The 24,766-nt window shown below is 66.5% G+C and carries 27 protein-coding genes; 21 read left to right on the plus strand and 6 right to left on the minus strand.

Annotated elements, in window-relative coordinates; all coding sequences use genetic code 11:
* Window positions 1-31 precede the first annotated feature (31 nt).
* From sdhC to ACYKG1_RS08370, 9 genes are all read left to right on the plus strand, one after another.
* Complete coding sequence (sdhC, locus tag ACYKG1_RS08330) at window positions 32-424, plus strand: succinate dehydrogenase, cytochrome b556 subunit (protein ID WP_024958620.1); 393 nt, start codon at window positions 32-34, stop codon at window positions 422-424.
* Window positions 421-807: a succinate dehydrogenase, hydrophobic membrane anchor protein gene (sdhD, locus tag ACYKG1_RS08335; protein ID WP_005409077.1), complete on the plus strand. Its 387-nt coding sequence runs from the start codon at window positions 421-423 to the stop codon at window positions 805-807. The genes sdhC and sdhD overlap by 4 nt, the downstream gene beginning before the upstream one ends.
* A 31-nt stretch (window positions 808-838) precedes the next feature.
* The gene (gene sdhA / locus ACYKG1_RS08340) at window positions 839-2,629 is read left to right on the plus strand and encodes a succinate dehydrogenase flavoprotein subunit (RefSeq protein ID WP_087922237.1); all 1,791 of its coding nucleotides are present in this window, start codon (window positions 839-841) and stop codon (window positions 2,627-2,629) included.
* A gap of 66 nt (window positions 2,630-2,695) precedes the next feature.
* On the plus strand, window positions 2,696-3,481 hold the full coding sequence (locus ACYKG1_RS08345) for a succinate dehydrogenase iron-sulfur subunit (RefSeq protein ID WP_005409079.1): 786 nt from the start codon (window positions 2,696-2,698) through the stop codon (window positions 3,479-3,481).
* Between the two features lie 98 nt (window positions 3,482-3,579).
* Window positions 3,580-3,828 carry an FAD assembly factor SdhE gene (locus tag ACYKG1_RS08350; protein ID WP_005409080.1) on the plus strand — a complete coding sequence of 83 codons (249 nt, stop codon included), beginning with the start codon at window positions 3,580-3,582 and terminating at the stop codon, window positions 3,826-3,828.
* Window positions 3,779-4,228: a hypothetical protein gene (locus tag ACYKG1_RS08355; protein ID WP_478472358.1), complete on the plus strand. Its 450-nt coding sequence runs from the start codon at window positions 3,779-3,781 to the stop codon at window positions 4,226-4,228. Before ACYKG1_RS08350 ends, ACYKG1_RS08355 begins: the two co-directional genes overlap by 50 nt.
* A gap of 23 nt (window positions 4,229-4,251) precedes the next feature.
* On the plus strand, window positions 4,252-5,493 hold the full coding sequence (locus tag ACYKG1_RS08360; RefSeq protein WP_087922239.1) for a lipoprotein-releasing ABC transporter permease subunit: 1,242 nt from the start codon (window positions 4,252-4,254) through the stop codon (window positions 5,491-5,493).
* A complete protein-coding gene (lolD, locus tag ACYKG1_RS08365; RefSeq protein ID WP_005409083.1) occupies window positions 5,486-6,199 on the plus strand; it encodes a lipoprotein-releasing ABC transporter ATP-binding protein LolD in 714 nt (237 codons plus the stop codon). Before ACYKG1_RS08360 ends, lolD begins: the two co-directional genes overlap by 8 nt.
* A 107-nt stretch (window positions 6,200-6,306) precedes the next feature.
* Window positions 6,307-6,765, plus strand: a complete 459-nt coding sequence (locus ACYKG1_RS08370; protein WP_100471966.1) for a DUF6491 family protein — start codon at window positions 6,307-6,309, stop codon at window positions 6,763-6,765.
* A gap of 75 nt (window positions 6,766-6,840) precedes the next feature.
* Here the strand turns inward: ACYKG1_RS08370 and ACYKG1_RS08375 are convergent, their stop codons facing one another.
* The 3 genes from ACYKG1_RS08375 to ftsY form a co-directional block, all read right to left on the minus strand.
* Entirely contained in the window at window positions 6,841-7,110 is a 270-nt protein-coding gene (locus ACYKG1_RS08375) for an oxidative damage protection protein (protein WP_100471967.1), read from the minus strand.
* A gap of 5 nt (window positions 7,111-7,115) precedes the next feature.
* Window positions 7,116-8,240, minus strand: a complete 1,125-nt coding sequence (gene mutY / locus ACYKG1_RS08380) for an A/G-specific adenine glycosylase (protein ID WP_478472359.1) — start codon at window positions 8,238-8,240, stop codon at window positions 7,116-7,118.
* 82 nt (window positions 8,241-8,322) lie between these two features.
* On the minus strand, window positions 8,323-9,636 hold the full coding sequence (ftsY, locus tag ACYKG1_RS08385) for a signal recognition particle-docking protein FtsY (protein ID WP_478472361.1): 1,314 nt from the start codon (window positions 9,634-9,636) through the stop codon (window positions 8,323-8,325).
* A 129-nt stretch (window positions 9,637-9,765) separates the two neighbouring features.
* Here ftsY and ACYKG1_RS08390 point away from each other — a divergent pair, with 129 nt between their 5' ends.
* Window positions 9,766-10,065 carry a hypothetical protein gene (locus ACYKG1_RS08390; RefSeq protein WP_478472362.1) on the plus strand — a complete coding sequence of 100 codons (300 nt, stop codon included), beginning with the start codon at window positions 9,766-9,768 and terminating at the stop codon, window positions 10,063-10,065.
* Between the two features lie 105 nt (window positions 10,066-10,170).
* Here the strand turns inward: ACYKG1_RS08390 and htpG are convergent, their stop codons facing one another.
* On the minus strand, window positions 10,171-12,063 hold the full coding sequence (gene htpG / locus ACYKG1_RS08395; protein WP_100471971.1) for a molecular chaperone HtpG: 1,893 nt from the start codon (window positions 12,061-12,063) through the stop codon (window positions 10,171-10,173).
* A 604-nt stretch (window positions 12,064-12,667) separates the two neighbouring features.
* On the opposite strand from htpG, the gene rsmD reads away from it, so the two are divergent.
* The 6 genes from rsmD (at window position 12,668) to ACYKG1_RS08425 (ending at window position 17,482) form a co-directional block, all read left to right on the plus strand.
* Window positions 12,668-13,246, plus strand: a complete 579-nt coding sequence (gene rsmD, locus ACYKG1_RS08400; RefSeq protein WP_478472363.1) for a 16S rRNA (guanine(966)-N(2))-methyltransferase RsmD — start codon at window positions 12,668-12,670, stop codon at window positions 13,244-13,246.
* A gap of 26 nt (window positions 13,247-13,272) precedes the next feature.
* Window positions 13,273-13,782 carry a pantetheine-phosphate adenylyltransferase gene (coaD, locus tag ACYKG1_RS08405; RefSeq protein WP_005416145.1) on the plus strand — a complete coding sequence of 170 codons (510 nt, stop codon included), beginning with the start codon at window positions 13,273-13,275 and terminating at the stop codon, window positions 13,780-13,782.
* A gap of 59 nt (window positions 13,783-13,841) precedes the next feature.
* A complete protein-coding gene (locus ACYKG1_RS08410) occupies window positions 13,842-14,333 on the plus strand; it encodes a hypothetical protein (protein WP_100471973.1) in 492 nt (163 codons plus the stop codon).
* A 132-nt stretch (window positions 14,334-14,465) separates the two neighbouring features.
* A complete protein-coding gene (locus ACYKG1_RS08415) occupies window positions 14,466-14,747 on the plus strand; it encodes a YfhL family 4Fe-4S dicluster ferredoxin (protein WP_004153175.1) in 282 nt (93 codons plus the stop codon).
* Window positions 14,744-16,474, plus strand: a complete 1,731-nt coding sequence (gene ggt, locus ACYKG1_RS08420; protein ID WP_478472364.1) for a gamma-glutamyltransferase — start codon at window positions 14,744-14,746, stop codon at window positions 16,472-16,474. Before ACYKG1_RS08415 ends, ggt begins: the two co-directional genes overlap by 4 nt.
* A gap of 120 nt (window positions 16,475-16,594) precedes the next feature.
* Window positions 16,595-17,482 carry an MBL fold metallo-hydrolase gene (locus ACYKG1_RS08425; protein WP_100471975.1) on the plus strand — a complete coding sequence of 296 codons (888 nt, stop codon included), beginning with the start codon at window positions 16,595-16,597 and terminating at the stop codon, window positions 17,480-17,482.
* Window positions 17,483-17,565: 83 nt separating this feature from the next.
* Here ACYKG1_RS08425 and ACYKG1_RS08430 read toward each other — a convergent pair whose 3' ends face one another.
* The gene (locus tag ACYKG1_RS08430; protein ID WP_100471976.1) at window positions 17,566-17,859 is read right to left on the minus strand and encodes a PsiF family protein; all 294 of its coding nucleotides are present in this window, start codon (window positions 17,857-17,859) and stop codon (window positions 17,566-17,568) included.
* A 58-nt stretch (window positions 17,860-17,917) separates the two neighbouring features.
* On the opposite strand from ACYKG1_RS08430, the gene ACYKG1_RS08435 reads away from it, so the two are divergent.
* Both ACYKG1_RS08435 and ACYKG1_RS08440 read left to right on the plus strand, forming a co-directional pair.
* The gene (locus ACYKG1_RS08435; protein ID WP_478472365.1) at window positions 17,918-18,352 is read left to right on the plus strand and encodes an ArsR/SmtB family transcription factor; all 435 of its coding nucleotides are present in this window, start codon (window positions 17,918-17,920) and stop codon (window positions 18,350-18,352) included.
* Entirely contained in the window at window positions 18,324-18,803 is a 480-nt protein-coding gene (locus ACYKG1_RS08440) for an SRPBCC family protein (RefSeq protein ID WP_100471977.1), read from the plus strand. The genes ACYKG1_RS08435 and ACYKG1_RS08440 overlap by 29 nt, the downstream gene beginning before the upstream one ends.
* Before the next feature lie 109 nt (window positions 18,804-18,912).
* On the opposite strand, the gene upp is transcribed toward ACYKG1_RS08440, so the two are convergent.
* Window positions 18,913-19,545: a uracil phosphoribosyltransferase gene (gene upp, locus ACYKG1_RS08445; RefSeq protein WP_005409099.1), complete on the minus strand. Its 633-nt coding sequence runs from the start codon at window positions 19,543-19,545 to the stop codon at window positions 18,913-18,915.
* A gap of 218 nt (window positions 19,546-19,763) precedes the next feature.
* On the opposite strand from upp, the gene ACYKG1_RS08450 reads away from it, so the two are divergent.
* Genes ACYKG1_RS08450 through ACYKG1_RS08460 form a run of 3 tightly spaced genes read left to right on the plus strand, consistent with a single transcriptional unit; the run spans window position 19,764 to window position 24,756 of the window.
* Window positions 19,764-22,277, plus strand: coding sequence for a TonB-dependent receptor (locus ACYKG1_RS08450; RefSeq protein WP_478472723.1), 2,514 nt, complete (start codon window positions 19,764-19,766; stop codon window positions 22,275-22,277).
* Window positions 22,277-23,392, plus strand: coding sequence for a phytase (locus tag ACYKG1_RS08455; protein ID WP_478472367.1), 1,116 nt, complete (start codon window positions 22,277-22,279; stop codon window positions 23,390-23,392). Before ACYKG1_RS08450 ends, ACYKG1_RS08455 begins: the two co-directional genes overlap by 1 nt.
* The gene (locus ACYKG1_RS08460) at window positions 23,389-24,756 is read left to right on the plus strand and encodes a purple acid phosphatase family protein (RefSeq protein WP_478472368.1); all 1,368 of its coding nucleotides are present in this window, start codon (window positions 23,389-23,391) and stop codon (window positions 24,754-24,756) included. The genes ACYKG1_RS08455 and ACYKG1_RS08460 overlap by 4 nt, the downstream gene beginning before the upstream one ends.
* Window positions 24,757-24,766: the final 10 nt, after the last annotated feature.

Here is a 24,766-nt window from a genome sequence, read left to right on the forward strand (position 1 = left end):
TGCCGCCCAGCCGAGACAACGAGCCCAGCGAATGGCGACCAGACAACGCCCACTTTCCCCGCACCTTCAGGTGTATCGCTGGCAGATTCAGATGGCCACCTCGATCCTGCATCGAGCCACTGGCGTCTTTCTGTCTGTTGGTGCCCTCATCATCGCTGCCGGCCTGCTGGCCCTGATGATGGGGCCCGAGTCCTGGAACTGCTTCACCGGCCATGCCGGGGCCTGGTATGGCCGCGTGTTCCTGTTCGCGTGGACATGGTCGTTCGCCTATCACCTGTGCAATGGCATCCGCCACGTGGTGCAGGACTTCGCCATCGGCTTCAGCATCCCCGCCTTCATCCGCAGCAGCTGGCTTTCGGTCATCGGCAGCCTGGTGATCACCCTGCTGGTGTGGGCCTATGTGATGTTCGGAGGTGCCGCGTGAGCAAGTTCCGTACCCCGTTGAAGAACGTGCGCGGCCTCGGTTCGGCCAAGACCGGCACCGAGCACTTCGTGCACCAGCGCCTGACCGCCGCCGCCCTGGTGGTGCTGGGCATCTGGTTCCTGGTCTTCGTGCTGGGCCTGCTTGGCTCGGATTACGCGACTGCCGCCGCTGCCGTGGCCAAGCCGTGGAATGCGGTGCCGCTGATCGGCCTGCTGATCGCCATGTTCTGGCACGCGCAGCTCGGCATGCAGGTCGTGCTGGAAGACTACATCCACGAATCGCTGCTGGCCCTGGTGCTGCAGACCGCGGTGAAGTTCGTCGCCGTGCTCGGCATGATCGTCAGTGTGTTTGCGGTGGGCCGCATCGCCCTCGGCGTTGCCTGAGCCCAGGCACCAACACAGGAATCCAGATTAGATGTCCGCTTACAAGATCACCGAACACAAGTACGACATGGTCGTGGTCGGCGCCGGCGGCGCCGGCCTGCGCGCCACGTTCGGCCTGGCCGCCAAGGGCCTGCAGACCGTGTGCCTGACCAAGGTCTTCCCGACCCGTTCGCACACCGTTGCCGCCCAGGGCGGCATCTCGGCCGCACTCGCCAACATGGGTGAGGACGACTGGCGCTACCACTTCTTCGACACCATCAAGGGTTCGGACTGGCTGGGTGACCAGGACGCCATCGAATACATGTGCCGTGAGGCCATCCCGGCCATCATCGAGCTCGAGCACTACGGCGTGCCGTTCTCGCGCACTGCCGAAGGCAAGATCTACCAGCGTCCGTTCGGTGGCATGACCACCAAGTACGGCGAAGGCCCGGCGGCGCAGCGTACCTGCGCGGCGGCCGACCGTACCGGCCACGCGATGCTGCACACCCTGTACCAGCAGTCGCTGAAGCACGATGCGCGCTTCATGATCGAGTACTTCGCACTCGACCTGATCTTCGATGAAGAAGGCGCCTGCCGCGGTGTGCTGGCCCTGGACATGTCCGACGGCACGCTGCACCTGTTCCGCGCCCAGGGCGTGGTGCTGGCCACCGGCGGTTACGGCCGTGCCTACTTCAGCGCCACCTCGGCGCACACCTGCACCGGCGACGGTGGCGGTCTGGCCATGCGTGCCGGCATCGCCATGCAGGACATGGAGTTCGTGCAGTTCCACCCGACCGGCATCTACGGCGCCGGCTGCCTGATCACCGAGGGTGTCCGCGGTGAAGGCGGCATCCTGCGCAACAGCAGCGGCGAGCGCTTCATGGAGCGCTACGCACCGCACTACAAGGACCTGGCCTCGCGCGACGTGGTCAGCCGTTCGATGACCATCGAGATCCGCGAAGGCCGCGGCGTCGGCGAGCACAAGGATCACATCCTGCTCGACCTGACCCACCTCGGCCCGGGCGTGATCGACGAGAAGCTGCCGGGCATCGCCGAGAGCGCCCGCATCTTCGCTGGCGTCGACGTGCACAAGCAGCCGATCCCGGTCATCCCGACCGTGCACTACAACATGGGCGGCATCCCGACCAACTATCACGGTGAAGTGGTGCAGAAGGTCGGCGACAACGACAATGCGGTCGTGCCGGGCCTGTACGCCATCGGCGAAGCCGCCTGCGTATCCGTGCACGGCGCCAACCGCCTGGGTTCGAACTCGCTGCTGGACCTGGTGGTGTTCGGTCGTGCGGTGGCCAACCGCTGCGCCGAGACCATCAAGCCGGGCGCATCGCACAAGCCGCTGCCGGCCGACGCCTGCGACAAGGCGCTGGGCCTGCTGGACAAGCTGCGCCACGCCAACGGCGATACCCCGACCTCGGTCATCCGCGATCGCATGCAGCGCACCATGCAGGCCGACGCGGCGGTCTTCCGCACCAGCCAGACGCTGAAGGAAGGCTGCGAGAAGATGGACAAGATCTTCGACTCGTTCCAGGACGTGAAGGTCTCCGACCGTTCGCTGGTCTGGAACTCGGACCTGATCGAGACCTACGAGCTGAACAACCTGCTGCTCAACGCGGTGGCGACGATCAACTCGGCCGAACAGCGCAAGGAAAGCCGCGGCGCGCATGCGCACGAGGACTTCCCGGACCGCGACGACGTCAACTGGCAGAAGCACACCCTGGTCAGCGTCGACGAGAAGGGCAAGTGCAGCTTCGACTACCGTCCGGTGCACATGTACACGTTGACCGACGACGTGTCCGTGGTGCCGCCGAAGCCGCGCGTGTACTGATCCGACCCCGCCTACCATGCAATCCGCGCCCACGGGCGCGGGCCGCCTGAGCCAACGAGAGCAGCCATGGCCGAGTTTTCACTCCCCAAGAATTCCAAGATCACGAAGGGCAAGCACTTCCCCGTCAAGAACGGCGGCAAGAACGTGCGCACCTTCAAGATCTACCGCTGGAGTCCGGACGACGACAGCAACCCGCGCACCGATACCTATGAAGTCGATCTGGACGCCTGTGGCCCGATGGTCCTGGACGCCCTGATCAAGATCAAGAACGAGATCGACCCGACCCTGACCTTCCGCCGCTCGTGCCGCGAAGGTATCTGTGGTTCGTGCGCGATGAACATCGACGGCACCAACACGCTGGCCTGCACCCGAGCCATCTCGGACTGCGGCAAGAAGGAAGTGCCGATCTACCCGCTGCCGCACATGAACGTGGTCAAGGATCTGGTTCCGGACCTGACCCACTTCTACGCGCAGTACGCCTCGATCAAGCCGTGGATCCGCACCCAGACCCCGGCACCGCCGGACCGTGAGCGCCTGCAGTCGCCGGAAGACCGCAAGAAGCTGGACGGCCTGTACGAGTGCATCCTGTGCGCCTGCTGCTCGACCAGCTGCCCGAGCTACTGGTGGAACGGCGAGCGTTACCTGGGCCCGGCGATCCTGCTGCAGGCCTACCGCTGGATCATCGACTCGCGCGATGAGGACACCGGTGCGCGCCTGGACGATCTGGAGGATCCGTTCAAGCTGTACCGCTGCCACACCATCATGAACTGCGCCCGGACCTGCCCGAAGGGCCTGAACCCGGCGCTGGCGATCGCCGAGATCAAGAAGCTGATGATGGAACGCCGCGCCTGATCGGGCCTGGCTGTACCTGGTGGAGCCACGCCATGCGTGGCTGTGCCATCCCAGTAGAGCCACGCCATGCGTGGCTTTGCTGTATCTGGAGAAGCATGATGGAAGAAGACGTTCTGCTGAAGAAGCTGCGCTGGCGCTGCCGCCGCGGCATGCGCGAGCTGGACCAGCTGTTCGGCCGTTACCTGGACCACGAGTGGAGCACTGCGCCGACCGAAGAACGCGAGGTTTTCCTGTTCCTGCTCGACTGCGAGGACGATAAGTTGTGGCGCTGGTTCATGGGCTATGAGGCCTGCCCGCATGCGCACGCGATCCCCCTCATGCAGAAGATCCTCGCCCTCAAGCCTTGAGTGGCGCCCCTCGCGGCTGCAGGCCGCCGCCCAGCTGGCGGCGCTGCTGGCCGCGCCCTGGCTGCTGCGCGCCTCTGACCTGCCGCCAAGGCTGCTGGTCCCCGCGGTGGTACTGGCCTGGTGCGTAGGCCTGGCCGAACTGGCCTGGCGCCAACGCAGGCCGCGCGTGCCGGTGCTCCTGCCTCCGCTTCCCGAGCCGCTGCGGGTGGCCGGGCAGGATGTCGAGGCACCCCGGCTGGTGGTGCGCGGGCCGTGGCTGCTGTTGCACTGGCATCAGGGTCGGCGCCGCCAACGCCTGCTGTTCTGGCCCGATGTGCTGGATTCCGGGCAGCGACGTGAACTGCGACTGGCCGTGGCCGCACGCGCCGTTTCCCGTCGGCCCCGTACGATGGCACCATAAGCTGAATTGACCGGCGTGCCTGCATGTTCAAACCCATTCCCGTGGCCATCGGCCTGCGCTACCTGCGCGCCAAGCGCCGCAACGGCTTCATCTCCTTCATCTCGATGGCATCGATCCTGGGCATCGCGCTCGGGGTTACGGTGCTGATCACCACCCTGGCCGTGATGAGCGGTTTCCAGAAGGAAATCCGCAGCCGCCTGCTGCAGATGACCGCGCACACCACCATCAGCCGCGACGGCGAGCCGATGCCGGACTGGATGCGCGTGGTCGACATCGCCGGCAAGGACCCGCGCGTGGCCGGTGCCGCGCCGTACATCGAGATCCAGTCGATGATCAGCGGCCCGCGCGTGCAGGGCGCGATCATCCAGGGCATCGATCCGGCGCTGGAGCCGAAGGTGTCGGTGATCGACAAGAAGGTCACCAAGGGCAGCTATGACAGCCTCAAGCCAGGCAGCTTCAACCTGCTGCTGGGCAAGGAGCTGGCGATCTGGCTGGGCGTGGACGTGGGCGACCAGGTGCTGGTGACCTTCGCCGAGGTGCAGGGCACGCCTGCCGGCGCAGTGCCGCGGATGAAACGCTTCACCGTCAGTGGCATCTTCGAGGCCGGCTACAACGAGGTCGACCGCGGCGTGGGCTTTGCCAACATGCAGGACCTGGAGCGCGTGCTGCGCAGCGACGGTGCCACCGGCGTGCGGCTGAAACTGCACGACATGGACCGCTCGCTGGAAGTGGGCGTGGACCTGGCGCAGAGCCTCGGCGGTGCGTACCGGGTGAGTGACTGGACCCAGCAGAACGCCAACCTCTACCACTCGCTGCGCATGGAAAAGGTGGTGATGGGCATCCTGCTGTCGCTGATCATCGCCATGGGAGCCTTCAACCTGGTGTCCTCGCAGGTGATGCTGGTGACCGACAAGCAGGCCGACATCGCCATCCTGCGCACGCTGGGCCTGACCCCGGGCGGGGTGATGCAGGTGTTCATGGTGCAGGGTTCGCTGATCGGCATCTTCGGCACGCTGGCCGGCCTGATCGGCGGCATCACCCTGACCCTCAACCTGGAGCGGATTCTCGGCGCCATCGAGAGCGTGTTCAACGTCAAGCTGCTGCCGGAGGACGTCTACTACATCACCGGCCTGCCGACCGACATGCAGACCGGCGACGTGGTGGCGATCACCGTGGTCGCACTGCTGATGAGTTTCCTGGCCACCCTGTATCCCGCCTGGCGGGCAGCACGCACCCAGCCGGCGGAGGCCCTGCGTTATGAATAAGGTCTTCAACCGCGGCGATGAAGTGATCCGCGCCGAAGCACTGGGCAAGACCTACGCCGAGGGGCGCATGCAGACCCCGGTGTTCGACGGCCTGGACCTGACCGTGACCGCCGGCGAAACGGTGGCGATCATCGGTGCGTCCGGTGCCGGCAAGAGCACGCTGCTGCATCTGCTGGGTGGCCTCGACATTCCGACTGCGGGTGAGGTCTACGTGACCGGCCAGCGCATGTCGGCGCTGTCGGATACCGCGCGCGGCCTGCTGCGCAACCAGGCGCTGGGCTTTGTGTACCAGTTCCACCATCTGCTTCCCGAGTTCACTGCGCTGGAAAACGTGATGATGCCGGTGCTGCTGGCCGGCACCGCCGTGGCCGAAGCGAGCAGCCGGGCCACCACGCTGCTGGAAGCGGTCGGCCTCGGCCATCGCCTGGACCACAAGCCGGGCGAGCTGTCCGGCGGTGAGCGCCAGCGTGCGGCCGTTGCGCGTGCGCTGGTGAACCATCCGGCCTGCGTGCTGGGTGATGAGCCGACCGGCAACCTGGATGACCGCACCGCTGCGACCGTGTTCGAGCTGATGCTGGAACTCAACCGCGCGCGCCATACCAGCCTGGTGCTGGTCACCCACGACCGCAGCCTGGCGCGCCGCCTCGATCGCGTGCTGGAGCTGCGCGAAGGTCGCCTGCACGCACTGGCCCACGCCGACGTCTGAGCGGCCGGCAACGGCCGCCTCCCGGGGCCTGAACGGGTTTACCTGCCATCGCGCCGGCCGCACGTCGGTCGGCGCATGATCGCAGCAGGTTCCCCGAGGAGATCGCCATGAAGACCCCGATCCTGATCGCCGGACTCTGCCTGGCGCTGGCCGCCTGCGCGACGACCGGCCGGCTCAGCAGTACCGAGAAACTGGATCTGTACCGTGCCCACGCCGGCGCGCCGCAGAGCGACATGCAGTTCTTCGGCAGCCTCAATGGCTGGACCGAGCTGGGTGACAGCGCGCTGGCGGTGTGGACGCGCCCCAGCGAAGCCTATCTGCTGGAGCTGAATGGTCCGTGCCAGGATCTGCCGTATGCCACCGCCATCGGCCTGACCAGTCGGATGAACCGGGTTTCGGCGCGCTTCGACAAGGTGCTGGTGCGCGACCCCACCGGCGGCCCGCGCCTGCCGTGCTTCATCAACAGCATCCGCAGGCTGGACGTGAAGGCACTGCGTGCCTCCGAGCAGGAACTGCGCCAGGCGCAGGTGCAGGAGCGCGAGGAAGGTGCCGCACCGGCGAAATGATCAGAAAAGGGGACGGAGAGGATCAAGTCGTTTGCGGCACAAGCGGCTTGATCCTCTCCGTCCCCCTTTTTGTTGTCAGGCTTCAGGGGTGAAGCCGGCAGGCTTTTCCGCGTCCTTCTCGAACAGGAACTTGACCAGCTCGCCCTCGAGGAACGCACGATGTTCAGGCGTGCGCGGTGACAGACGGTTCTCGTTGATCAGCATGGTCTGGTGCGCCAGCCACGCGGCCCAGGCCTGCTTGCCGATGTTGTTGAAGATGCGCTGGCCCAGCTCGCCGGGGTAGGGCACGAAGTCCAGGCCCTCGGCATCGCGTTGTTCGTACTGGCAGAAGACGTTTCGGGGCATGGCGCTCACTCGTGGTTGCGGGTTTTCGTGGATTTTCGTTTCGGCGCCTTGATCGTGGCGCCGTCGAGCAGTTTGCGGATCGGTGCCGGCAGGCCCAGCGCGGGCAGTTCGTCGGCGGCCACCCAGCGCAGCGTGGGTTCTTCCACGCGCAGGCCGTGTACCTGCCGCGACAGTACCTGCAGGTGCAGTTTGTAGTGGCTGAAGGTGTGCTGCAGCAACGGCAGCTCCTCGGCGTCTTCCAGAGAGCCTTCAACGTGCGCGTCGAACCAGTCCTGCAGCTCGCTGCCGGCCTCGGCCTGCGGCAGCGTCCACAGCTGCGCCCAGATGCCGCTGTCCGGTCGCTTCTGCAGAAGCACGCGCTGCTGTGCGTCGCGCAGCAGCAGCGCCACTGCTTCACGTTCGGGCAGGGTCTTGCTGGGCTTGGGCGTCGGCAGTTCGGCAGTGCGGTCTTCGCGCCGGGCCACGCAGTCATCCTGCAGCGGGCAGATCACGCAGGCGGGTTTGGCACGGCTGCACACGGTCGCGCCCAGGTCCATCTGTGCCTGGGTGTAATCGGCCATGCGCCCCTCCGGCACCTGTGCCACGTGTGCCTCGGCGATCGCCCACAGCCGCTTTTCAATGGCGGGCAGGCCGGGGAAGCCCTCGATGCCGTGGTAGCGGCTGAGCACGCGCTTGACGTTGCCATCGAGGATCGCGAACGGGTCATTCCAGGCCTGGCTGAGGATCGCGCCGGCGGTGCTGCGGCCGATTCCAGGCAGCGCATGCAATGCATCGAAGTCACGTGGCAGATCGCCGTCGTGCAGTTCCACGCAGCGCTTTGCAGCGGCATGCAGGTTGCGTGCACGGGCGTAGTAGCCGAGCCCGGCCCACTGCGCCATCACCGCGTCATTGCTGGCGGCGGCGAGGTCGGGCAGGGTCGGGAAGTGCTGCAGGAACTGCTGGAAGTACGGGATGACCGTGGTCACCTGGGTCTGCTGCAGCATGATTTCCGACAGCCAGACCCGGTAGGGGCTGCGCGGGTGCTGCCAGGGCAGGTCGTGGCGGCCGTGGTCGTCGAACCAGTGCAGCAGGCGGGCGACGAAACCATCGCGTTCTGCAGTCTCGGCGCTGGCGTGCGGCTGGCGGGGCATTGGCGTTCCAGAGAGGCAGCCACCGGTGGGGTGGCTCTACCAGGGTGCAGTAGAGCCACGCCATGCGTGGCTGCGCGGTGTATCAGGCACCCAGCGCTTCGGGCAGCAGGGCGTCGACGAAGGCTTCCGGGTCGAACACGCGCAGATCTTCCGGGCGCTCGCCAATGCCGGCGAAGCGGATCGGAATGCCGAACTCGCGGGCCAGCGCGAACACCACGCCGCCCTTGGCAGTGCCGTCCAGCTTGGTCACCACCAGGCCGGTCACGTTCACTGCGGCATTGAACTGGCGCAGCTGCGACAGCGCGTTCTGGCCGGTGGTGCCGTCGATCACCATCAGCACTTCGTGGGGTGCGGTGGGGTCGATCTTGCCGAGCACGCGGCGGATCTTGCCCAGCTCGTTCATCAGGCCGGACTGGGTGTGCAGGCGGCCTGCGGTGTCGGCGATCAGCACCGAGGTGCCACGGGCCTTGCCGGCCTGCAACGCATCGAATGCCACCGAAGCAGCATCGGCGTTCTGCCCCTGCGCAACCACGGCCACGCCGTTGCGCTCGCCCCAGGCCTGCAGCTGGGCCACGGCGGCGGCACGGAAGGTATCGCCGGCGGCCAGCATCAGGCTGTGGCCGTCATCCTTGAAGCGCTTGGCCAGCTTGCCGATGGTGGTCGTCTTGCCGACGCCGTTGACGCCGACGGTCAGCACCACGAAGGGTTTGGCGTTGCGGTCGATCACCAGCGGCTTGGCCACCGGCTGCAGGATCGCGATCAGCTCGGCGCGCAGCGCGGCCAGCAGCGCATTGGCGTCAGCGAATTCGCGCGACTTCATGCGCTTGCGCAGGCCCTCGACCAGGTCGGTGGTGGCACCTACGCCGACGTCGGCGGTGATCAGTGCGGTTTCCAGCTCGTCCAGCAGGTCGTCGTCGAGCTTGGGGTTGCGCGAGAACAGGCCGCCGAAGCTGCGTGCGATGACGCTGTTGCGCAGGCGTTCGCGCCAGCCAGGCTTGCCGGCCGGGGCCGGGGCGGCATCGACCAGCACCGGCAGGTCAGTCGCAGGAGTGGCCGGCGCTTCGGCCGGGATGACCGGGGCCAGCGGTGCGAGCACGGCGGCCGCAGCCAGGGCCTCGGCTTCGAAGTCCTCCGCAGCGATGACGCGTTCCGCAGCCGGCGGTGCCGGTGCGGCGGCCGGCGCTTCGGGCACTGCGACGGGCGCCGGTGCAGGCGTCGGCGCGGGCGTGGCAGCCTCGGACGTGTTCGGAGCGGCTACCGGAGCGGCCGGGGCTTCTTCGACCGGGGCTGCGGACGGGAATGCCGCCGCCAGCTCTTCAGCCGAGTAGTGCTGGGTCTTGGGAGCCTCCGCTGCGGGGGCATCCTGGGGCTTCTTGCGGCGGAAAAAACTGAGCATTGGCAAAAGGCGCTGAAATCAGGGGGATATGCTACCACTCGGGCCTGTCGGGCCGATGTGGACTCAACATCGCGGCCTGCCGGCCGTTAACCGGTCCGGAGGGCTGCGCACGGCGGCCCGGAGACCGCCATGAACAACGTGATGGGAATTGCTCTCAGTGGGATGCAGGCGGCCCAGCAGGGCGTCCAGGTGGCCGCGCACAACGTGGCCAACCTGGCGACCCCGGATGCCCAGCGCCTGCAGTTGCAGCGCGGTACTGCGGAGCAGGGCGGGGTACAGGCCGCGGCGTTCCCCGCCGGCACCGATCCTGGTGCGCCATTGGGGGATCTGTTGGCCGCGAAAGCAGAGGTGGTGGCCTTCGCCGCCAATGCTGCGGTGATCCGCCGCCAGGACCAGATGCTGGGCTCGCTGCTGGATCGGGAAGCCTGATCAACACCGCTTTGGCAGGTGCCAACCGCTGCCCCTGGTAGGTGCCAACCTTGGTTGGCACCTGCCAAAGCAGCGCCGGGCCATGCCCGGCGACCACTGCCTCGATCAGGCCGACAGCTCCAGCAGCAGCTTGTTCAGGCGCGCCACGTAGGCACCCGGATCCTTCAGGCTGTCACCCGCGGCCAGTGCGGCCTGGTCGAACAGCACCCGGCCGAGGTCGTCGAAGCGCGCGCCATCGGCTTCGGCATCCAGCTTGGCGATCAGCGGGTGGCCCGGGTTGATCTCCAGGACCGGCTTGCTCTCCGGCACCTTCTGCCCGCTGGCTTCCAGGATCTGGCGCATCTGCAGGCCCAGGTCCTGTTCGCCGATGGCCAGCACCGCCGGCGAATCGGTCAGGCGGTGCGAGACGCGCACTTCGGCCACGTCATCGCCCAGCACCGTCTTCAGGCGCTCGACCAGGCCCTGCTTGTCCTTCGCTGCCGCTTCCTGTTCCTGCTTGTCCGCTTCGCTTTCCAGCGCGCCCAGGTCGAGGTCGCCACGGGCGATGTCGACGAAGCCCTTGCCGTCGAAATCGGTCAGGTAGCCCATCAGCCACTCGTCGATGCGGTCGGTCAGCAGCAGCACTTCCACGCCCTTCTTGCGGAACACTTCCAGGTGCGGGCTGTTGCGTACCTGGCTGTAGCTTTCGCCGGTCAGGTAATAGATCTTGTCCTGGCCTTCGGCCATGCGGCCGAGGTAATCGGCCAGCGACACGCTCTGTGCATCGCCGTCGCCACGGGTGGAGGCGAAGCGCAGCAGGCCGGCCACCTTCTCGCGGTTGTTGTAGTCCTCGGCCGGGCCTTCCTTCAGCACCTGGCCGAATTCCTTCCAGAACGTGGCGTACTGCTCCGGCTTGTCGGCGGCCAGCTTCTCCAGCATGTCCAGCGAGCGCTTGGTCAGCGCCGACTTCATCGAATCGATGACCGGACCAGACTGCAGGATCTCGCGCGAGACGTTCAGCGACAGGTCGTTGGAATCGACCACGCCCTTGATGAAGCGCAGGTACAGCGGCAGGAACTGCTCGGCTTGGTCCATCACGAACACGCGCTGCACGTACAGCTTCAAGCCCTTGGGCGCATCGCGGTGATACAGGTCGAACGGCGCGCGGCCCGGCACGTACAGCAGCGAGGTGTATTCCAGCTTGCCCTCGACCTTGTTGTGGCTCCACGCCAGCGGGTCGCTGTGGTCGTGCGCGACGTGCTTGTAGAACTCGGTGTACTCGGCATCGCTGATTTCAGTGCGCGGACGGGTCCACAGTGCGCTGGCGCGGTTGACCGTTTCCCACTCGACCGCTGCGCCTTCTTCGCCGCCCTCCTTGGGCATCTGGATCGGCAGGCCGATGTGGTCCGAGTACTTCTTGAGGATGCTGCGCAGGCGCCAGCCATCGGCGAAATCGTGCTCGCCGTCCTTCAGGTGCAGCACGATGCGGGTACCGCGTTCGGCCTTGTCGACGGTGGCCACTTCGAAATCGCCTTCGCCGCGCGAGGTCCAGCGCACGCCTTCGCCTGCAGCCAGGCCGGCGCGGCGCGAGGTCACTTCCACTTCGTCGGCGACGATGAAGGCGCTGTAGAAACCCACGCCGAACTGGCCGATCAGCTGCGAATCCTTCTTCTGGTCGCCGGACAGCTGGCGCAGGAAGTCGCCGGTGCCGGACTTGGCGATGGTGCCCAGGTGGGCGATGGCTTCGGCACGGCTCATGCCGATGCCGTTGTCTTCGATGGTGATGGTGTGGGCGGCAGGGTCGAAGCTGACGCGCACGCGCAGTTCGCTGTCGCCTTCCAGCAGGGCCGGCTGGGTCAGGGCCTCGAAGCGCAGCTTGTCGGCGGCGTCGGCGGCGTTGGAGACCAGCTCGCGCAGGAAGATCTCCTTGTTGGAATACAGCGAGTGGATCATCAGCTGCAGCAGCTGCTTGACTTCGGTCTGGAAGCCAAGGGTTTCGGTCTGGGGGGTCTCGGTCATCGATAAGGCTCCGTGTGCAATGCCGCGCCAGCGCGTGCGGCCTCGCCAAGGGGTATGGCTGATTGTCCCGAAATCAAGGGGTTGGTCGGCCGGGCTGCGCCCGGCACCCGCTCAGTGCAACTGCAACTGCCAAAGCCAGAGCCAGAGCGGCATTCCGTGGGATGGCGGGGCGCTGTGGGTTCGCGGGGACGGCGCAAGTACGTCCATGTAGCCTTGGTCGCCGCATCCATGCGGCTCACACCCCGCGAACCCACAGTGCCCCGCCTCTGACAGGTTCACGCGGCTGTTGGTAGGTGTCGACCTTGGTCGACACATCTGTCAGATATCGATACATCAAATGGGGTCAGATCCGTTTTCCGCGGGAAAACGGTTCTGACCCCACCTGTATGTCGGGCATCGGATCGCGTCTGGGGTAGAGCCCCCTGAGTTAGGGGGCGGCCGCGAAGCGGCGGGGGTGTGGAAGATGGTAAGTGGGGCCCGCGTTTCGCGCAGCGAAGCGTGGGAGCGACAGCGCGCATGCGTTGGCGCGTCCCCGGGCGCCGCCCGGCCGAACTACAATCCCGCTCATGCTGAATTTCTCGAACAACCTCCGCCGGGGGCGCCGATGAGCGGCCGTGGGGGCAATGACGGCCAGGTCCGCATCATCGGCGGGCGCTGGCGCAATACCCGCCTGCCGGTGCCGACCCTGCCGGGCCTTCGCCCCAGCAGCGACCGTGTGCGCGAAACCCTGTTCAACTGGCTGATGCCCAAGCTCGGCGGTACGCGGGTGCTGGACCTGTTCGCCGGCAGTGGCGCACTGGGCTTGGAGGCGGTCTCGCGCGGTGCCGCGCATGCCACCCTGGTCGAGCGCGATGCGCAGCTGGGCCGCAACCTGACCGCCGCGGTGGCCAAGCTGCAGGCCAGCGACCAGATCACCGTCGTGCAGGCCGATGCCCTGCGCTGGCTGCAGGGCGCGCCCGCGCAGCAGGCCGACCTGGTCTTCATCGACCCGCCGTTTGCCGATGGCCTGTGGCAGGACGTGCTGGCCCAGCTGCCCCGGCACCTGGCCGCCGATGCCTGGCTGTACCTGGAATCGCCGGCCGGCCACGTGCCGGTGCTGCCGCCGGACTGGCTGCTGCACCGTGAGGGCGGCACCCGCGAGGTGCGCTTTGCCCTGTACCGCCGCGCCACTGCTACACTTTGACCTCATCTGAACATCTGCATCCGCCCATGACCGTGGCCAACCGCCGCATCGCCGTCTATCCCGGCACGTTCGACCCGATCACCAATGGTCATATCGACCTGGTGAGCCGCGCCGCGCCGCTGTTTGAAAAGGTCGTGGTCGGCGTGGCGCAGAGCCCGTCCAAGGGCCCGGCGCTGCCGCTGGAGCAGCGCGTGCAACTGGCGCGTGGCGCCCTGGCCCACCACGGCAATGTCGAAGTCATCGGCTTCGATACCCTGCTGGCCCATTTCGTACGTTCGGTCCAGGGCGGGGTGCTGCTGCGCGGCCTGCGCGCGGTGTCCGATTTCGAGTACGAGTTCCAGATGGCCAGCATGAACCGCCACCTGATCCCCGAGGTCGAGACCCTGTTCCTGACCCCGGCCGAGCAGCACAGCTTCATTTCGTCCTCGCTGGTCCGCGAGATCGCGCGCCTGGGCGGCGACGTGTCCGGTTTCGTGCCGGCCGCGGTGCTCGAAGCCCTGCGCAAGGTCCGCGAAGCGAAGGCGGCACAGTCGTAAGCCCGCTGTACCCGCACCCCATTACGTACAACACCACGCACCATTCCGGGAGGAAACCCATGAACACCACCACGCGCGCGATGCTGATCGCTTCGTTGGCCCTGGCCTTCACCGCCTGCAAGAAGGAAGAGGCCGCTCCGGTCGACGAGGCCAAGCAGGCCCTGGTCGCTCCGTCCAAGGACGACGATGCAGGCTGGAAGAAGTACCTGCAGGAAGTGGCCATCCAGAACATGGGCAACATCACCAACAGCCCGTTCCTGTACTACCTCTCGCCGGAATCGGACCCGGACTTCCAGGCCAAGTACGAGCGCCAGACCGAAAGCGCCACCCAGGCCGTGGCCCGTGGCGTGCAGCCGGGCAACATGCTGGCCTTCGGCTCGTCGGCCTCGGGCAAGATGGCTGACATGATCCAGGCCGTGTTCAAGGACGTATCGCCGGATTCGATGAAGGGCGTGCGCGTCGTCTTCATCGGCCAGTCGGCCGACAACGCCCGCGTGCAGGCTGCGATCCAGCCGACCGGTGCCGAGTACATTTTTGTCGAAGCCAAGTAATACCGAGCCATGGCGGCCATGCTCCGGCATGGCCCGGGCGGCGCACCGCAAAGACGCCGCCGATGACCTGACCGGCCCGCGCGCCCGCGCTGGCCGGTCCTTTGTCCCAGGGCGCGGGCGAGGAGTATCGCCGTGTCGCTGAAAATCAATGAGCTCTGCGTCAACTGCGACGTATGCGAGCCGGCCTGCCCGAACCAGGCCATTGCGATGGGTGAAACCATCTACGTGATCGACCCTGCGCGCTGCACCGAATGCGTGGGTCATTTCGACGAACCACAGTGCGTGGTCGTCTGCCCGGTCGAGTGCATCGATCCGGATCCGGAGATCGTGGAAACGGAAGACCAGCTGCTGGCCAAGCTGCGCCAGCTGCAGCACGATCACCCCGAACTCTATGCGGAGCCCCCATCCGAATGAAGACGTTGATCGTCCGCCCCCTGTTGCTGCTCGGCCTGCTGCTCAGTCCGATCGCCTGGGCCGACAGCCCGGCCCGTGCCGAACGCCCCGATGGCGCGGCCATTGCCAGCGGCCACGCGCTGGCCACCCAGGCCGGCATCGATATCCTGGCGCAGGGCGGCAACGCCTTCGACGCCGCCGTGGCGGTGTCGTCCACGCTGGCGGTGGTGGAGCCGATCAGCTCTGGGCTGGGCGGAGGTGGCTTCTTCCTGTTGCATGACGCTGCCACTGGCAAGGACCTGATGCTGGATGCGCGCGAGACCGCGCCGGCCTCGGCAACCCCGCAGGCCTTCCTCGACAAGCAGGGCAACCTCGACCGCGACCGCTCGGTCAATGGCGCCTGGTCAGCCGGTATCCCGGGCCTGCCCGCAGCGCTGGTCGAACTGTCGGCCAAGCACGGCAAGCTGCCGCTGTCGGCTTCGCTGCAGCCGGCGATCCGTGTCGCCCGTGAAGGCTTTCCGGTGTACGAGCGCATGGCCAAGGGCTATGCCTCGCGCCGCGAAGTGATGGAGCGCTACCCCGGCACGCGCGAGGTCTACCTGCGCAACGGCAAGCCGATCGCCAGCGGTGACCTGTTCAAGCAGCCGGAACTGGCGCAGACGCTGGAGCGGCTGGCCGCAGGCGGCTTCGATGGCTTCTACAAGGGCCAGACCGGAAAGCTGTTGCTGGACGGCGTGAGGCAGGCCGGCGGCAAGTGGACCGCTGAAGAGCTGGCCAGCTACCGCGTGAAGCAGCGCGAACCGATCGTGTTCAACTACAACGGCTGGAAGATCACCACCGCGCCGCCGCCGTCGTCCGGTGGTATCGCGCTGGCCAGCATGCTGCAGATCCTGGAAGGTTGGGACATCAGGAAGATGGACCCGGCGCATCGCACCCATCTGGTGGTGGAGTCGATGCGTCGCGCCTACCGCGACCGAACCTTCTTCCTCGGCGACCCGGACTTCGTGCAGATCCCGCAGAAGGTGCTGACCAGCAAGGACTACGCACAGGGCCTGCGGGCCACCATCCATCCGGAGAAGGCCACGCCCAGCGACCTGCTGTCGGGCAACCCGACGCCGCTGGAAGACGACGAGACCACGCACTTCTCGATCATCGACCGTGATGGCAACCGTGTCGGCGCCACCCAGACCGTCAACCTGTTGTATGGCTCGGGGCTGATTCCCAAGGGCACCGGTGTGCTGCTGAACAACGAGATGGACGACTTCGCGCTGAAGCCGGGCACGCCCAATGCGTTCGGCGTGATGGGCTATGAGGCCAATGCGCCGAAGGCGGGCAAGCGCATGCTCAGCTCGATGACGCCGACCTTCATGGAGAACGCCGACAAGGTGGTGGTGCTGGGCACGCCGGGTGGCAGCCGCATCATCACCATGGTGCTGCTGGGCATCCTTGGTTACGACGCCGGCCTGGATGCGCAGCAGGTGGCGGCGCTGCCGCGCTATCACCACCAGTGGCTGCCGGACCTGATCGAAGCCGAGGACGATGCGTTCGACGCGGCGACCGTGAAGCAGTTGCAGGCGATGGGCCACAAGATCGACCTGCCGGGTGACGTCGCCGCAGGCGGCCGCGGTTCCAGCCATGTGTGGGGCAACCTGCAGACCGTGGAATGGGACCGCAAGGCGAACAAGCTGTACGGCGGTAGCGACCCACGCAACCCGGTGGGCAGTGCCCAGGTCGTGCCGGCACGCTGATCCGGTTGTGGCGGCTGCTGGCCGGCAATCCGGCTGATTATCGAAACCCCGCCTTTGCCGGCGGGGTTTTCAGTTTCCTTTCTAGCGATTATTTAACGAGCAGGCGCCGATAATCGACGCATGAAACTCTGGTCTATTCGTGGAAATTCGCAGCGCCTTGATGGCGGCGCGATGTTCGGCAACGCACCGCGTGCGTTGTGGGAAAAATGGGCGGCACCGGACGAGCTCAATCGCATCGAGCTGGCCTGCCGTGCGCTGCTGGCCAGCCCGCTGGAAGGCAAGACGGTGCTGTTTGAAACCGGTATCGGGGCGTTCTTCGATCCGCGCATGCGTGAGCGCTATGGCGTGCAGGAAAGCCAGCACGTGCTGATCGATTCGTTGCGCGAAGCCGGCTTCGAACACGAGGACATCGATGTCGTGGTGCTCAGCCACCTGCACTTCGATCATGCCGGCGGCCTGCTGGCGGCATGGAGCGAAGGGCGTGAGCCCGAGTTGCTGTTCCCCAACGCAACCTATGTGGTCGGCGCACAGCATTGGCAGCGCGCCGTGCATCCGCACCCGCGTGACCGGGCCAGCTTCATTCCGGAACTGCCCGGCCTGCTGCAGGCAAGTGGCCGGCTGGAAGTGGTGGATGGGGAGTACTCGAAGGTACTCGGCCACAGCGTGCGCTTCAGCTACAGCGACGGGCATACGCCGGGGCTGATGCTGGCCGAGATCGTCGGTCACGCGCATGCAGGCGAGGGTGCGCACGGTGGCGTGGTGTTCTGTGCCGACCTGATTCCAGGGCGCTCATGGGTGCACGTGCCGATCACCATGGGCTACGACCGCAACGCCGAGCTGCTTATCGACGAGAAGCGGCAGTTCCTTGAAGACAAGCTGGCACGCAACGTGCGGCTGTTCTTCACCCATGACCCGCAGGTGGCGCTGGCGCAACTGGGGCGTGATGACAAGGGGCGTTTCGTGACCCTGCATGAGCAGGGCGAGCTGAAGGCGCGCGCCCTCGGTTGATGAAAAGGCCGGGCGATGCCCGGCCTTCCCGTGACGCATCAGATCCACGCCATGCGTGGATGGCGCCCTGCCAGAGACAGGCGTCAAGACACCTTCAGGCAGCTGCTCATGAAGGTCTTGCGCGCATCACCGGCCAGCTTCCTGGCGCCCGCGTCAGCGTTGCACTTGCGCATGCGTTCCTGCTGCGCATTGGCCGGCTTGGCGTCGGCGGCGTGGCCACTGAGGCAGGAACTCTGCGCGGTCTTGTAGGCATCGCCCTTCAGGCCCTTGTTCTTGGCCGAGCATTCGGCCATGCGCTGTTGCTGCGGGGTGGTGGCGTTGACCGCCAAGGGCAGGCCGACCAGCAGGACGGCGGCCAGCAGGAAAGAGGCTTTCATCAGGTGCTCCAAGCGGGGGCGGGTGCGCGGAGCATTCGCTTCGGCATGGCAAGACCACGTGAAAAATCATCACCCGGCCGCGCCTGCTTGCATCGGTATTCGGATCGGCGTATTGCTTAGCCTTATGGGTAAGTATTCTCCAGCCATTCAAGAGGTCTTCCAGGCGTTGGCCGACCCGACCCGTTGCGCGATCGTGGCCGCGCTGGGGCAGGGGCCGTGCACGGTGTCGATGCTGGCAGAGCCCTTCCAGATGGCCTTGCCCTCGCTGATGAAACACCTGGCCGTGCTGGAGCGCAGCGGCGTGGTGCGCAGTTACAAGCAAGGGCGCGTGCGCACCTGCGAACTGGTGCCGGCGCGGCTGCGCCAGGGCGAGCAGTGGCTGGCCGAACAGCGCGCGACGTGGGAAGCGCGCACCGACCGCATGGTCGAATTCGTCGAAACGCATCACCAACAGGAGCAGGCCCATGGCCGTAGACGCAGGCAACAACCCTGACACCGATCTGGTCATCAGCCGCGTGCTGGCTGCACCGCGCGCGGCCTTGTGGCGGGCCTGGACTGACCCCGAGCTGCTGCGCCAATGGTGGTGCCCGAAACCCTGGGCCACTGAGGTTCGCGCATTCGACCTGCGCCCCGGCGGGGCCTTCCACACCTTCATGCAGGGCCCGGATGGTGGCAGCAGTGACAATCCGGGCAGTTTCCTGGAGATCGTGCCGCAGCAGCGTTTGGTGTTCACCTCGATGCTGGGCGCAGGCTGGCGACCGCAGTCACCCTGGCTGGGCTTCACCGCCATCATCACCATGGAGGACGAGGGGCAGGGCTGCCGCTACACGGCGCGGGTAATGCACCCGGACAAGGCGCAGCGCGACCAGCATGAGCAGCTGGGCTTCTTCGATGGCTGGAACACCGTCATCGGACAGCTGGAAATCTTCGCGGCCGGGCTGTAGGCCGGAATGCGGGATGGGGTCAGAGCCCTTTCTGCGAAAGGGATCCGACCCCCGCGATGTTGGGGCCAGATCCCTTTCGCAGAAAGGGCTCTGACCCCGGTTCCCCGGATCAACCGACGCGGGTACCGAAGATACGGTCACCGGCGTCACCCAGGCCCGGCAGGATGTAACCCTTGTCGTTGAGCTGGGCATCGATGGCCGCAGTGTAGATCTCCACGTCCGGGTGCACGGCCTTGACCGCTTCGATGCCTTCAGGCGCGGCGACCAGGAAGATGCCCTTGATGCGGCGGGCGCCGGCGCGCTTGAGCATGTCGATGGTGGCGATCAGGGTGCCGCCGGTGGCCAGCATCGGGTCCAGGATCAGCGCATCGCGCTCTTCCAGGCGGCCGGTCAGGCGCTCGAAGTAGGGCACCGGCTGCAGGGTTTCCTCGTCGCGCTGCAGGCCGACCACGCTGACGCGGGCTGCCGGGATCAGCGACAGCACGCCGCTGAGCATGCCCAGGCCGGCACGCAGGATCGGCACCACGGTGATCTTGGCGCCGGCAATGCGCTGCACGGTGACCGGGCCGGCCCAGCCCGGCAGGGTGTGCGGCTCGGTGTCCAGGTCGGCGGTGGCCTCGTAGGCCAGCAGTGTACCCAGCTCGTTGGCCAGTTCGCGGAAATCCTTGGTGCTGAGCGCGGCGTTGCGCATCAGGCCGATCTTGTGCTGCACCAGCGGGTGGCGCACTTCGACGATCTTCATGGTCGGAAGGAGGGGAGAAGGAGAGAGGGCGCCATTTTGCAGGAATGGCGGGCCGAACCCCAAACCGTTCCCAGACCCGCCGTACATGGAATGTGCAGGCGCATGTCACGGCCATGCAACCTTGCGGACATACCGTGCAGACCCATTCTTAACAGGAATGGGGATTCCCAGTGCATATCAAGACTCCGTTGGCCGTTGCCATCACGCTGACCCTGGCGATGGGGGCCGCAGCACCGCTGCGGGCCGCCGGGCAGCAGGCGGTAGCCGCCACCGGCGCCGTGGCGGCCGATGCGGTCGACCTGGACCGCATCGAAGTGCGTGCCCAGCTCGAATCGCAGATCCGCGCCGTCGACCTCAAGCGCAGCAGCGACGCCATCGAGGACGCGGTGTCCTCTGACGCCCTGGGCCAGTACCCGGACAAGAACGTGGCCGAGTCACTGCAGCGCCTGCCGGGCGTGAGTGTGACCCGCGACCAGGGCGAGGGCCGATTCGTGGTCATCCGCGGCCTGGATGCCAATCTCAACAGTGTCAGCGTGGATGGAATTGCCGTCGGTACGCCGGAAGATTCCAGCCGTGCCGCGCCGCTGGACGTGATCCCCTCCGATTCCACCGAGCGCCTGCGCGTGGTCAAGTCGCCGACCCCGGACATGCCGGGTGATGCCATCGGTGGCGCCGTGCTGGTGGAGTCGGCGTCGGCCTTCGACCGTGACGGTCGCAGCCTGCGCGGCAAGATCGAGGGCAGCCACCAGCAGCTGTCCGGCGAGACCAGTCCCAAGGCCGCCTTCAACTACAGCGAGGTGTTCAACGATACCTTCGGCGTGGCGCTGGGCGTGAATTACCAGAAGCGGAAGTTCGAGTCGGACAACACCGAAGTGGAGTACGACGGCGAAGACGATGCCGCCCCCGGTGACGTGACCGCGATCAACCTGCAGCACCGCAAGTACGAGATCGAGCGCAAGCGCATCGGTGCCAACCTCAACCTCGACTGGCGTCCCAACGAAGACAGCAAATACTACCTGCGCACGCTGTACAGCCAGTTCGACGATGCGGAGACCCGCCAGCGCGTGATCTTCAACTTCGACGACGCGAAGATGGTCGAGACCGGCACCGACCAGTACCGCCTGGACGGCATGCCGAAGGATTCCATCGACAAACGCATGCGCTACCGCACCAAGAAGGAAAACACCTTCGCGGCCAGCCTCGGCGGCGAGAACAAGCTGACCAGTGCCGTGGTCGATTACCGGATCGGCTACACACGTACCGAAGAGCGCGTGAACGACGAGATGGAGGCGCGCTTCAAGCTCAACGGCAAGGCCTTCAACGGCACCCTGGACCAGAGCAGCCGCCTGCCCAGCTACAGCTTCGACAACCCGCAGTGGCTGGACAACAGCAACTACGCATTCGACCGCTTCGTGCTCTCGCCCAAGCAGGTGAACGACAAGGAGCACAGCGCGCAGGTCAACGTACGCTTCGACGGTGACAGCAGCAGCATCAAGTTCGGCCTGCTGGGCCGCTGGCGCGACCGCGATGTGAATGTGGACGAGCGCGAACTGCGCGTCGGCCCGAAGGTGGCGCTGTCGAGCTGGACCACTTCCTCGCCGGAACACCGCCACGGCAACATGGGCGATGGCATGGACTCGGCCGCGATGCGCGCGTTCTGGGCGGCCAGCGGCAGCCAGTACAGCGCCCGCCCGCAGGACGCCGGTGCAAACGCGATGACGTCGCTGGAAGAAGACTACGTGGCCAGTGAAGACATCTTTGCCAGCTATGCCATGGGGACCTGGGACGTGGGCGCGCTGCGCATCATCGGTGGCGTGCGCGTGGAGAACACCCGCTTCAAGGCGGTCGGCAACCAGGTGGACGTGGCTGCGAACGGCCGTAGTTTCACCGTCACCCCGCGCGTGGCCAACAGCAGCTACACCAACGTGCTGCCGGGCCTGCACCTGCGCTATGACGCGGCCGATGACTGGGTGCTGCGTGCCTCGGCCAACAAGACCGTATCGCGCCCTTCGTTCGGCGACGTTTCGCCGCGCGTAGGTTACAGCCGGGGTGACGAGGAAGTGCGCCTGGGCAATCCGGAGCTGGACCCGTACGAGTCGAAGAACATCGACCTGTCGGTGGAGAAGTACATCGGCAGCACCGGCATCGTCTCGCTGGGCCTGTTCCACAAGTCGATCGATGGCTACATCGTGGAAACCGTGCGTACAAATGATCCGGCCTACGACGGTTTCGACGTGACCCAGCCGATCAACGGCCGCAAGGCCACCGTGCGTGGCGCGGAGTTCAATTGGCAACAGCAGCTGGCCTTCCTGCCGGACGGCCTGGATGGTCTGCTGGTCGGTGCCAGTGGTACCTGGCTGGATACGAAATTCGATGCAGGCATCAAGGACCGTGCAGGCGAGGACTTCACCCTGCCGCGCGCCTCCAAGCATGTCTACAGCGCACACATCGGCTATGAAAAGTACGGTGTCAGCACGCGCCTGGCGGCGGTGTATCGCAGCGAGTACCTGGACAGCATCGGCAAGGGGCGCGCGTTCGACATCTATGTTGCACCCAACACCCAGCTCGATTTTTCGCTGGACTACAAGTTCACCCCGCGCGTGAGCATGTACTTCGAAGCGCAGAACCTGCTGGACAAGCCGTTGGAGCTGTACCAGGGCACGCGTTCGCGCACCCTGCAGATGGAAGAATACGGTCGTACCTACGCGCTCGGCCTGAAGGTGGCACTGTGATGGGGCGTGGCATCACCGTCCTGGCGGTCGCGCTCGCGGCGACCTTGGCCGTCGGCTGCACGCCGGCGACCGGCAATGACCCCGCCGCGGCCACCACGGCAGCGAAAGCCGGGGGCGAGCGCACGGTGACCACCATCGCCGAAGCCTTCCTGTCACCGATGACCCCGGCCGACAACATCGACTCGCCGGCAGCCTGGCGCGCGCCGGACGGCGCGCTGTGGCTGATCGCCACCGCCAAGGCCTCCGACAAGCTGGTGGTCTACGACGGCAGCACCGGCCAGCACCTGCGCGATGTGGGTACCAGCGGGACCGCGCCAGGGCAGTTCGATCGCCCAAACGGCATCGCGGTGACCGACGACCTGCTGTGGATCGTGGAGCGCGACAATCACCGCGTGCAGGTGCTGGGCCTGCCGGACTTCACGCCGCTGGCGACGTTCGCTGCGGACGAACTGCGCAAGCCGTACGGGCTGTGGGTCGACCGCCGTGCCGATGGCTACAGCGTCTACGTCACCGACTCCTGGGACAACGGCGAGGATGCGCAGGGGCGTGACATCCTGCCGCCGCTGTCCGAGCTGGACAAACGCGTGCGCCAGTACCACGTGACCCGCGACGGTGCGAAGGTCGAGGCGAAGCTGGTGGCCAGCATCGGCGATACCACCGAGTCAGGAGCGCTGCGGGTGGTTGAGTCGATCTGGGGCGACCCCGGGAACGACCGGCTGCTGATCGCCGAAGAGGACGAGAGCTACGCCAGCGAGTTCAAGGTCTACACCCTGGCCGGACGCTTCACCGGCACCACCTTCGGCCGCGACGTGTTCAAGGCACAGGCCGAAGGCGTGACGCTGCGCACCTGCGGCAAGGACGGCTGGTGGATCACCACCGAGCAGGGCAAGCAGCGCAGCGTGTTCCACCTGTTCGACCGGCATACGCTGAAGCCGGTCGGCGCGTTCCAGGGCAACACCGTGGCCAACACCGATGGCATCTGGATGATGCAGCAGCCCAGCGCGCGCTTCCCGCACGGTGCGCTGTATGCGGTGCATGACGACCAGGGCGTGGTGGCGTTCGACTGGGAGAGCATCGCCAAGCAGTTGGCATTGCCGCTGGAGTGTGGCGCATGAGCCGGCAGTACGTGGTGCGCGCACTGGCGCTGGGCCTGCTGCTGGCGTTGCCGTCGCTGTCGTTCGCGGCGGCCGAGCCGAATACCCAGGTGGCGGCGGGTAGCCGCCACTACGCAGCGACGACGGTGCCGGACCGCATCGTCGCCTCGCCGGCAGCCGATCCCAGCCGCGGTTTCGCCGTGGCCTGGCGTACCGATGGCAGCGTGCAGGCGCCGCTTCTGGAGATCGCGCTGGCCGGTGACTCACCAGCCATCGAGGGCATCCGCCAGGTGCGTGCGACGACCCGCGCGCTGCAGACCGAGAACGGGCTGTCGCACCATCATCGGGCCGACGTCGATGGCCTGCAGCCAGACGCCGCGTACGTCTACCGCGTGCAGGGCAATGGCAGCTGGAGTGCCTGGAACCAGCTGCGCACGCTGGCCGGCGCCGACCAGCCGCTGACCCTGCTGTACTTCGGTGATACCCAGAACAAGAACGTCAGCCATGTCAGCCGCGTGGTGCGGGCGGCGCAGAAGGCTGCACCGCAGGCGCGCATGAGCCTGTTCGCCGGTGACCTGGTCAGTGGCGGCGACAACATGGACGACAGCGAATGGGGCGAGTGGTTTGCCGCCACCGGCTGGCTGGCGCAGGAAACGCTGGTGGCCCCGGCCATCGGCAACCACGAGTATTTCGAGGAGTTTGAGGACACCCCGCAGGAACGCCGCGTGCTGGGCAAGCATTGGCCGGTGACGTTCGCGCTGCCTGGCAATGGCGCCAACGCCGCGCAGCAGACCAGCTACTGGTTCGATGCGCAGGGCGTGCGCGTGGCCGTGGTCGATGGCACCTCGGCGCTCGATCTCGGCACGGCCAAGGCGCAGGCACAGTGGCTGGACAGGGTACTGACCGGCAACCCGCAGCCGTGGACCATCGTGCTGCTGCACCAGCCGTTCTACTCGCCGCGCGAAGGCCGCGAGAACGCTGCGCTGCGTGACGTGCTGCTGCCGGTGGTACGCCGCCACAACGTCGATCTGGTGCTGCAGGGCCACGATCACACCTACGGCCGTCGTGGCGAAGGACAGGCCGCGACGCCGCAGTACGTGGTGACCGTGGCAGGTCCGAAGCAGTACCGCCTTTCCGACGAAGCGCGCAGGACGATGGATCCGGTAGCCGAGGACACCCAGCTGTTCCAGGTGTTGAACATCGACCCGCAGCACCTGCGCTATGAAGCACGCACGGTGACCGGTCGTCTGTACGACGCCTTCGAACTGCGCCGCGACGCCAAGGGCGCAAAGCAGCGCACAGAGTTGACCGAGGGCCGCATCGCACCGCGCGACTGCCCGCGTGCGCAGACCGCCAAGGGTCGCGCCGACCGCTGCTGGGAATGACGAGATGCCA

It is taken from the genome of Stenotrophomonas sp. 85239_Sma (assembly GCF_056481725.1).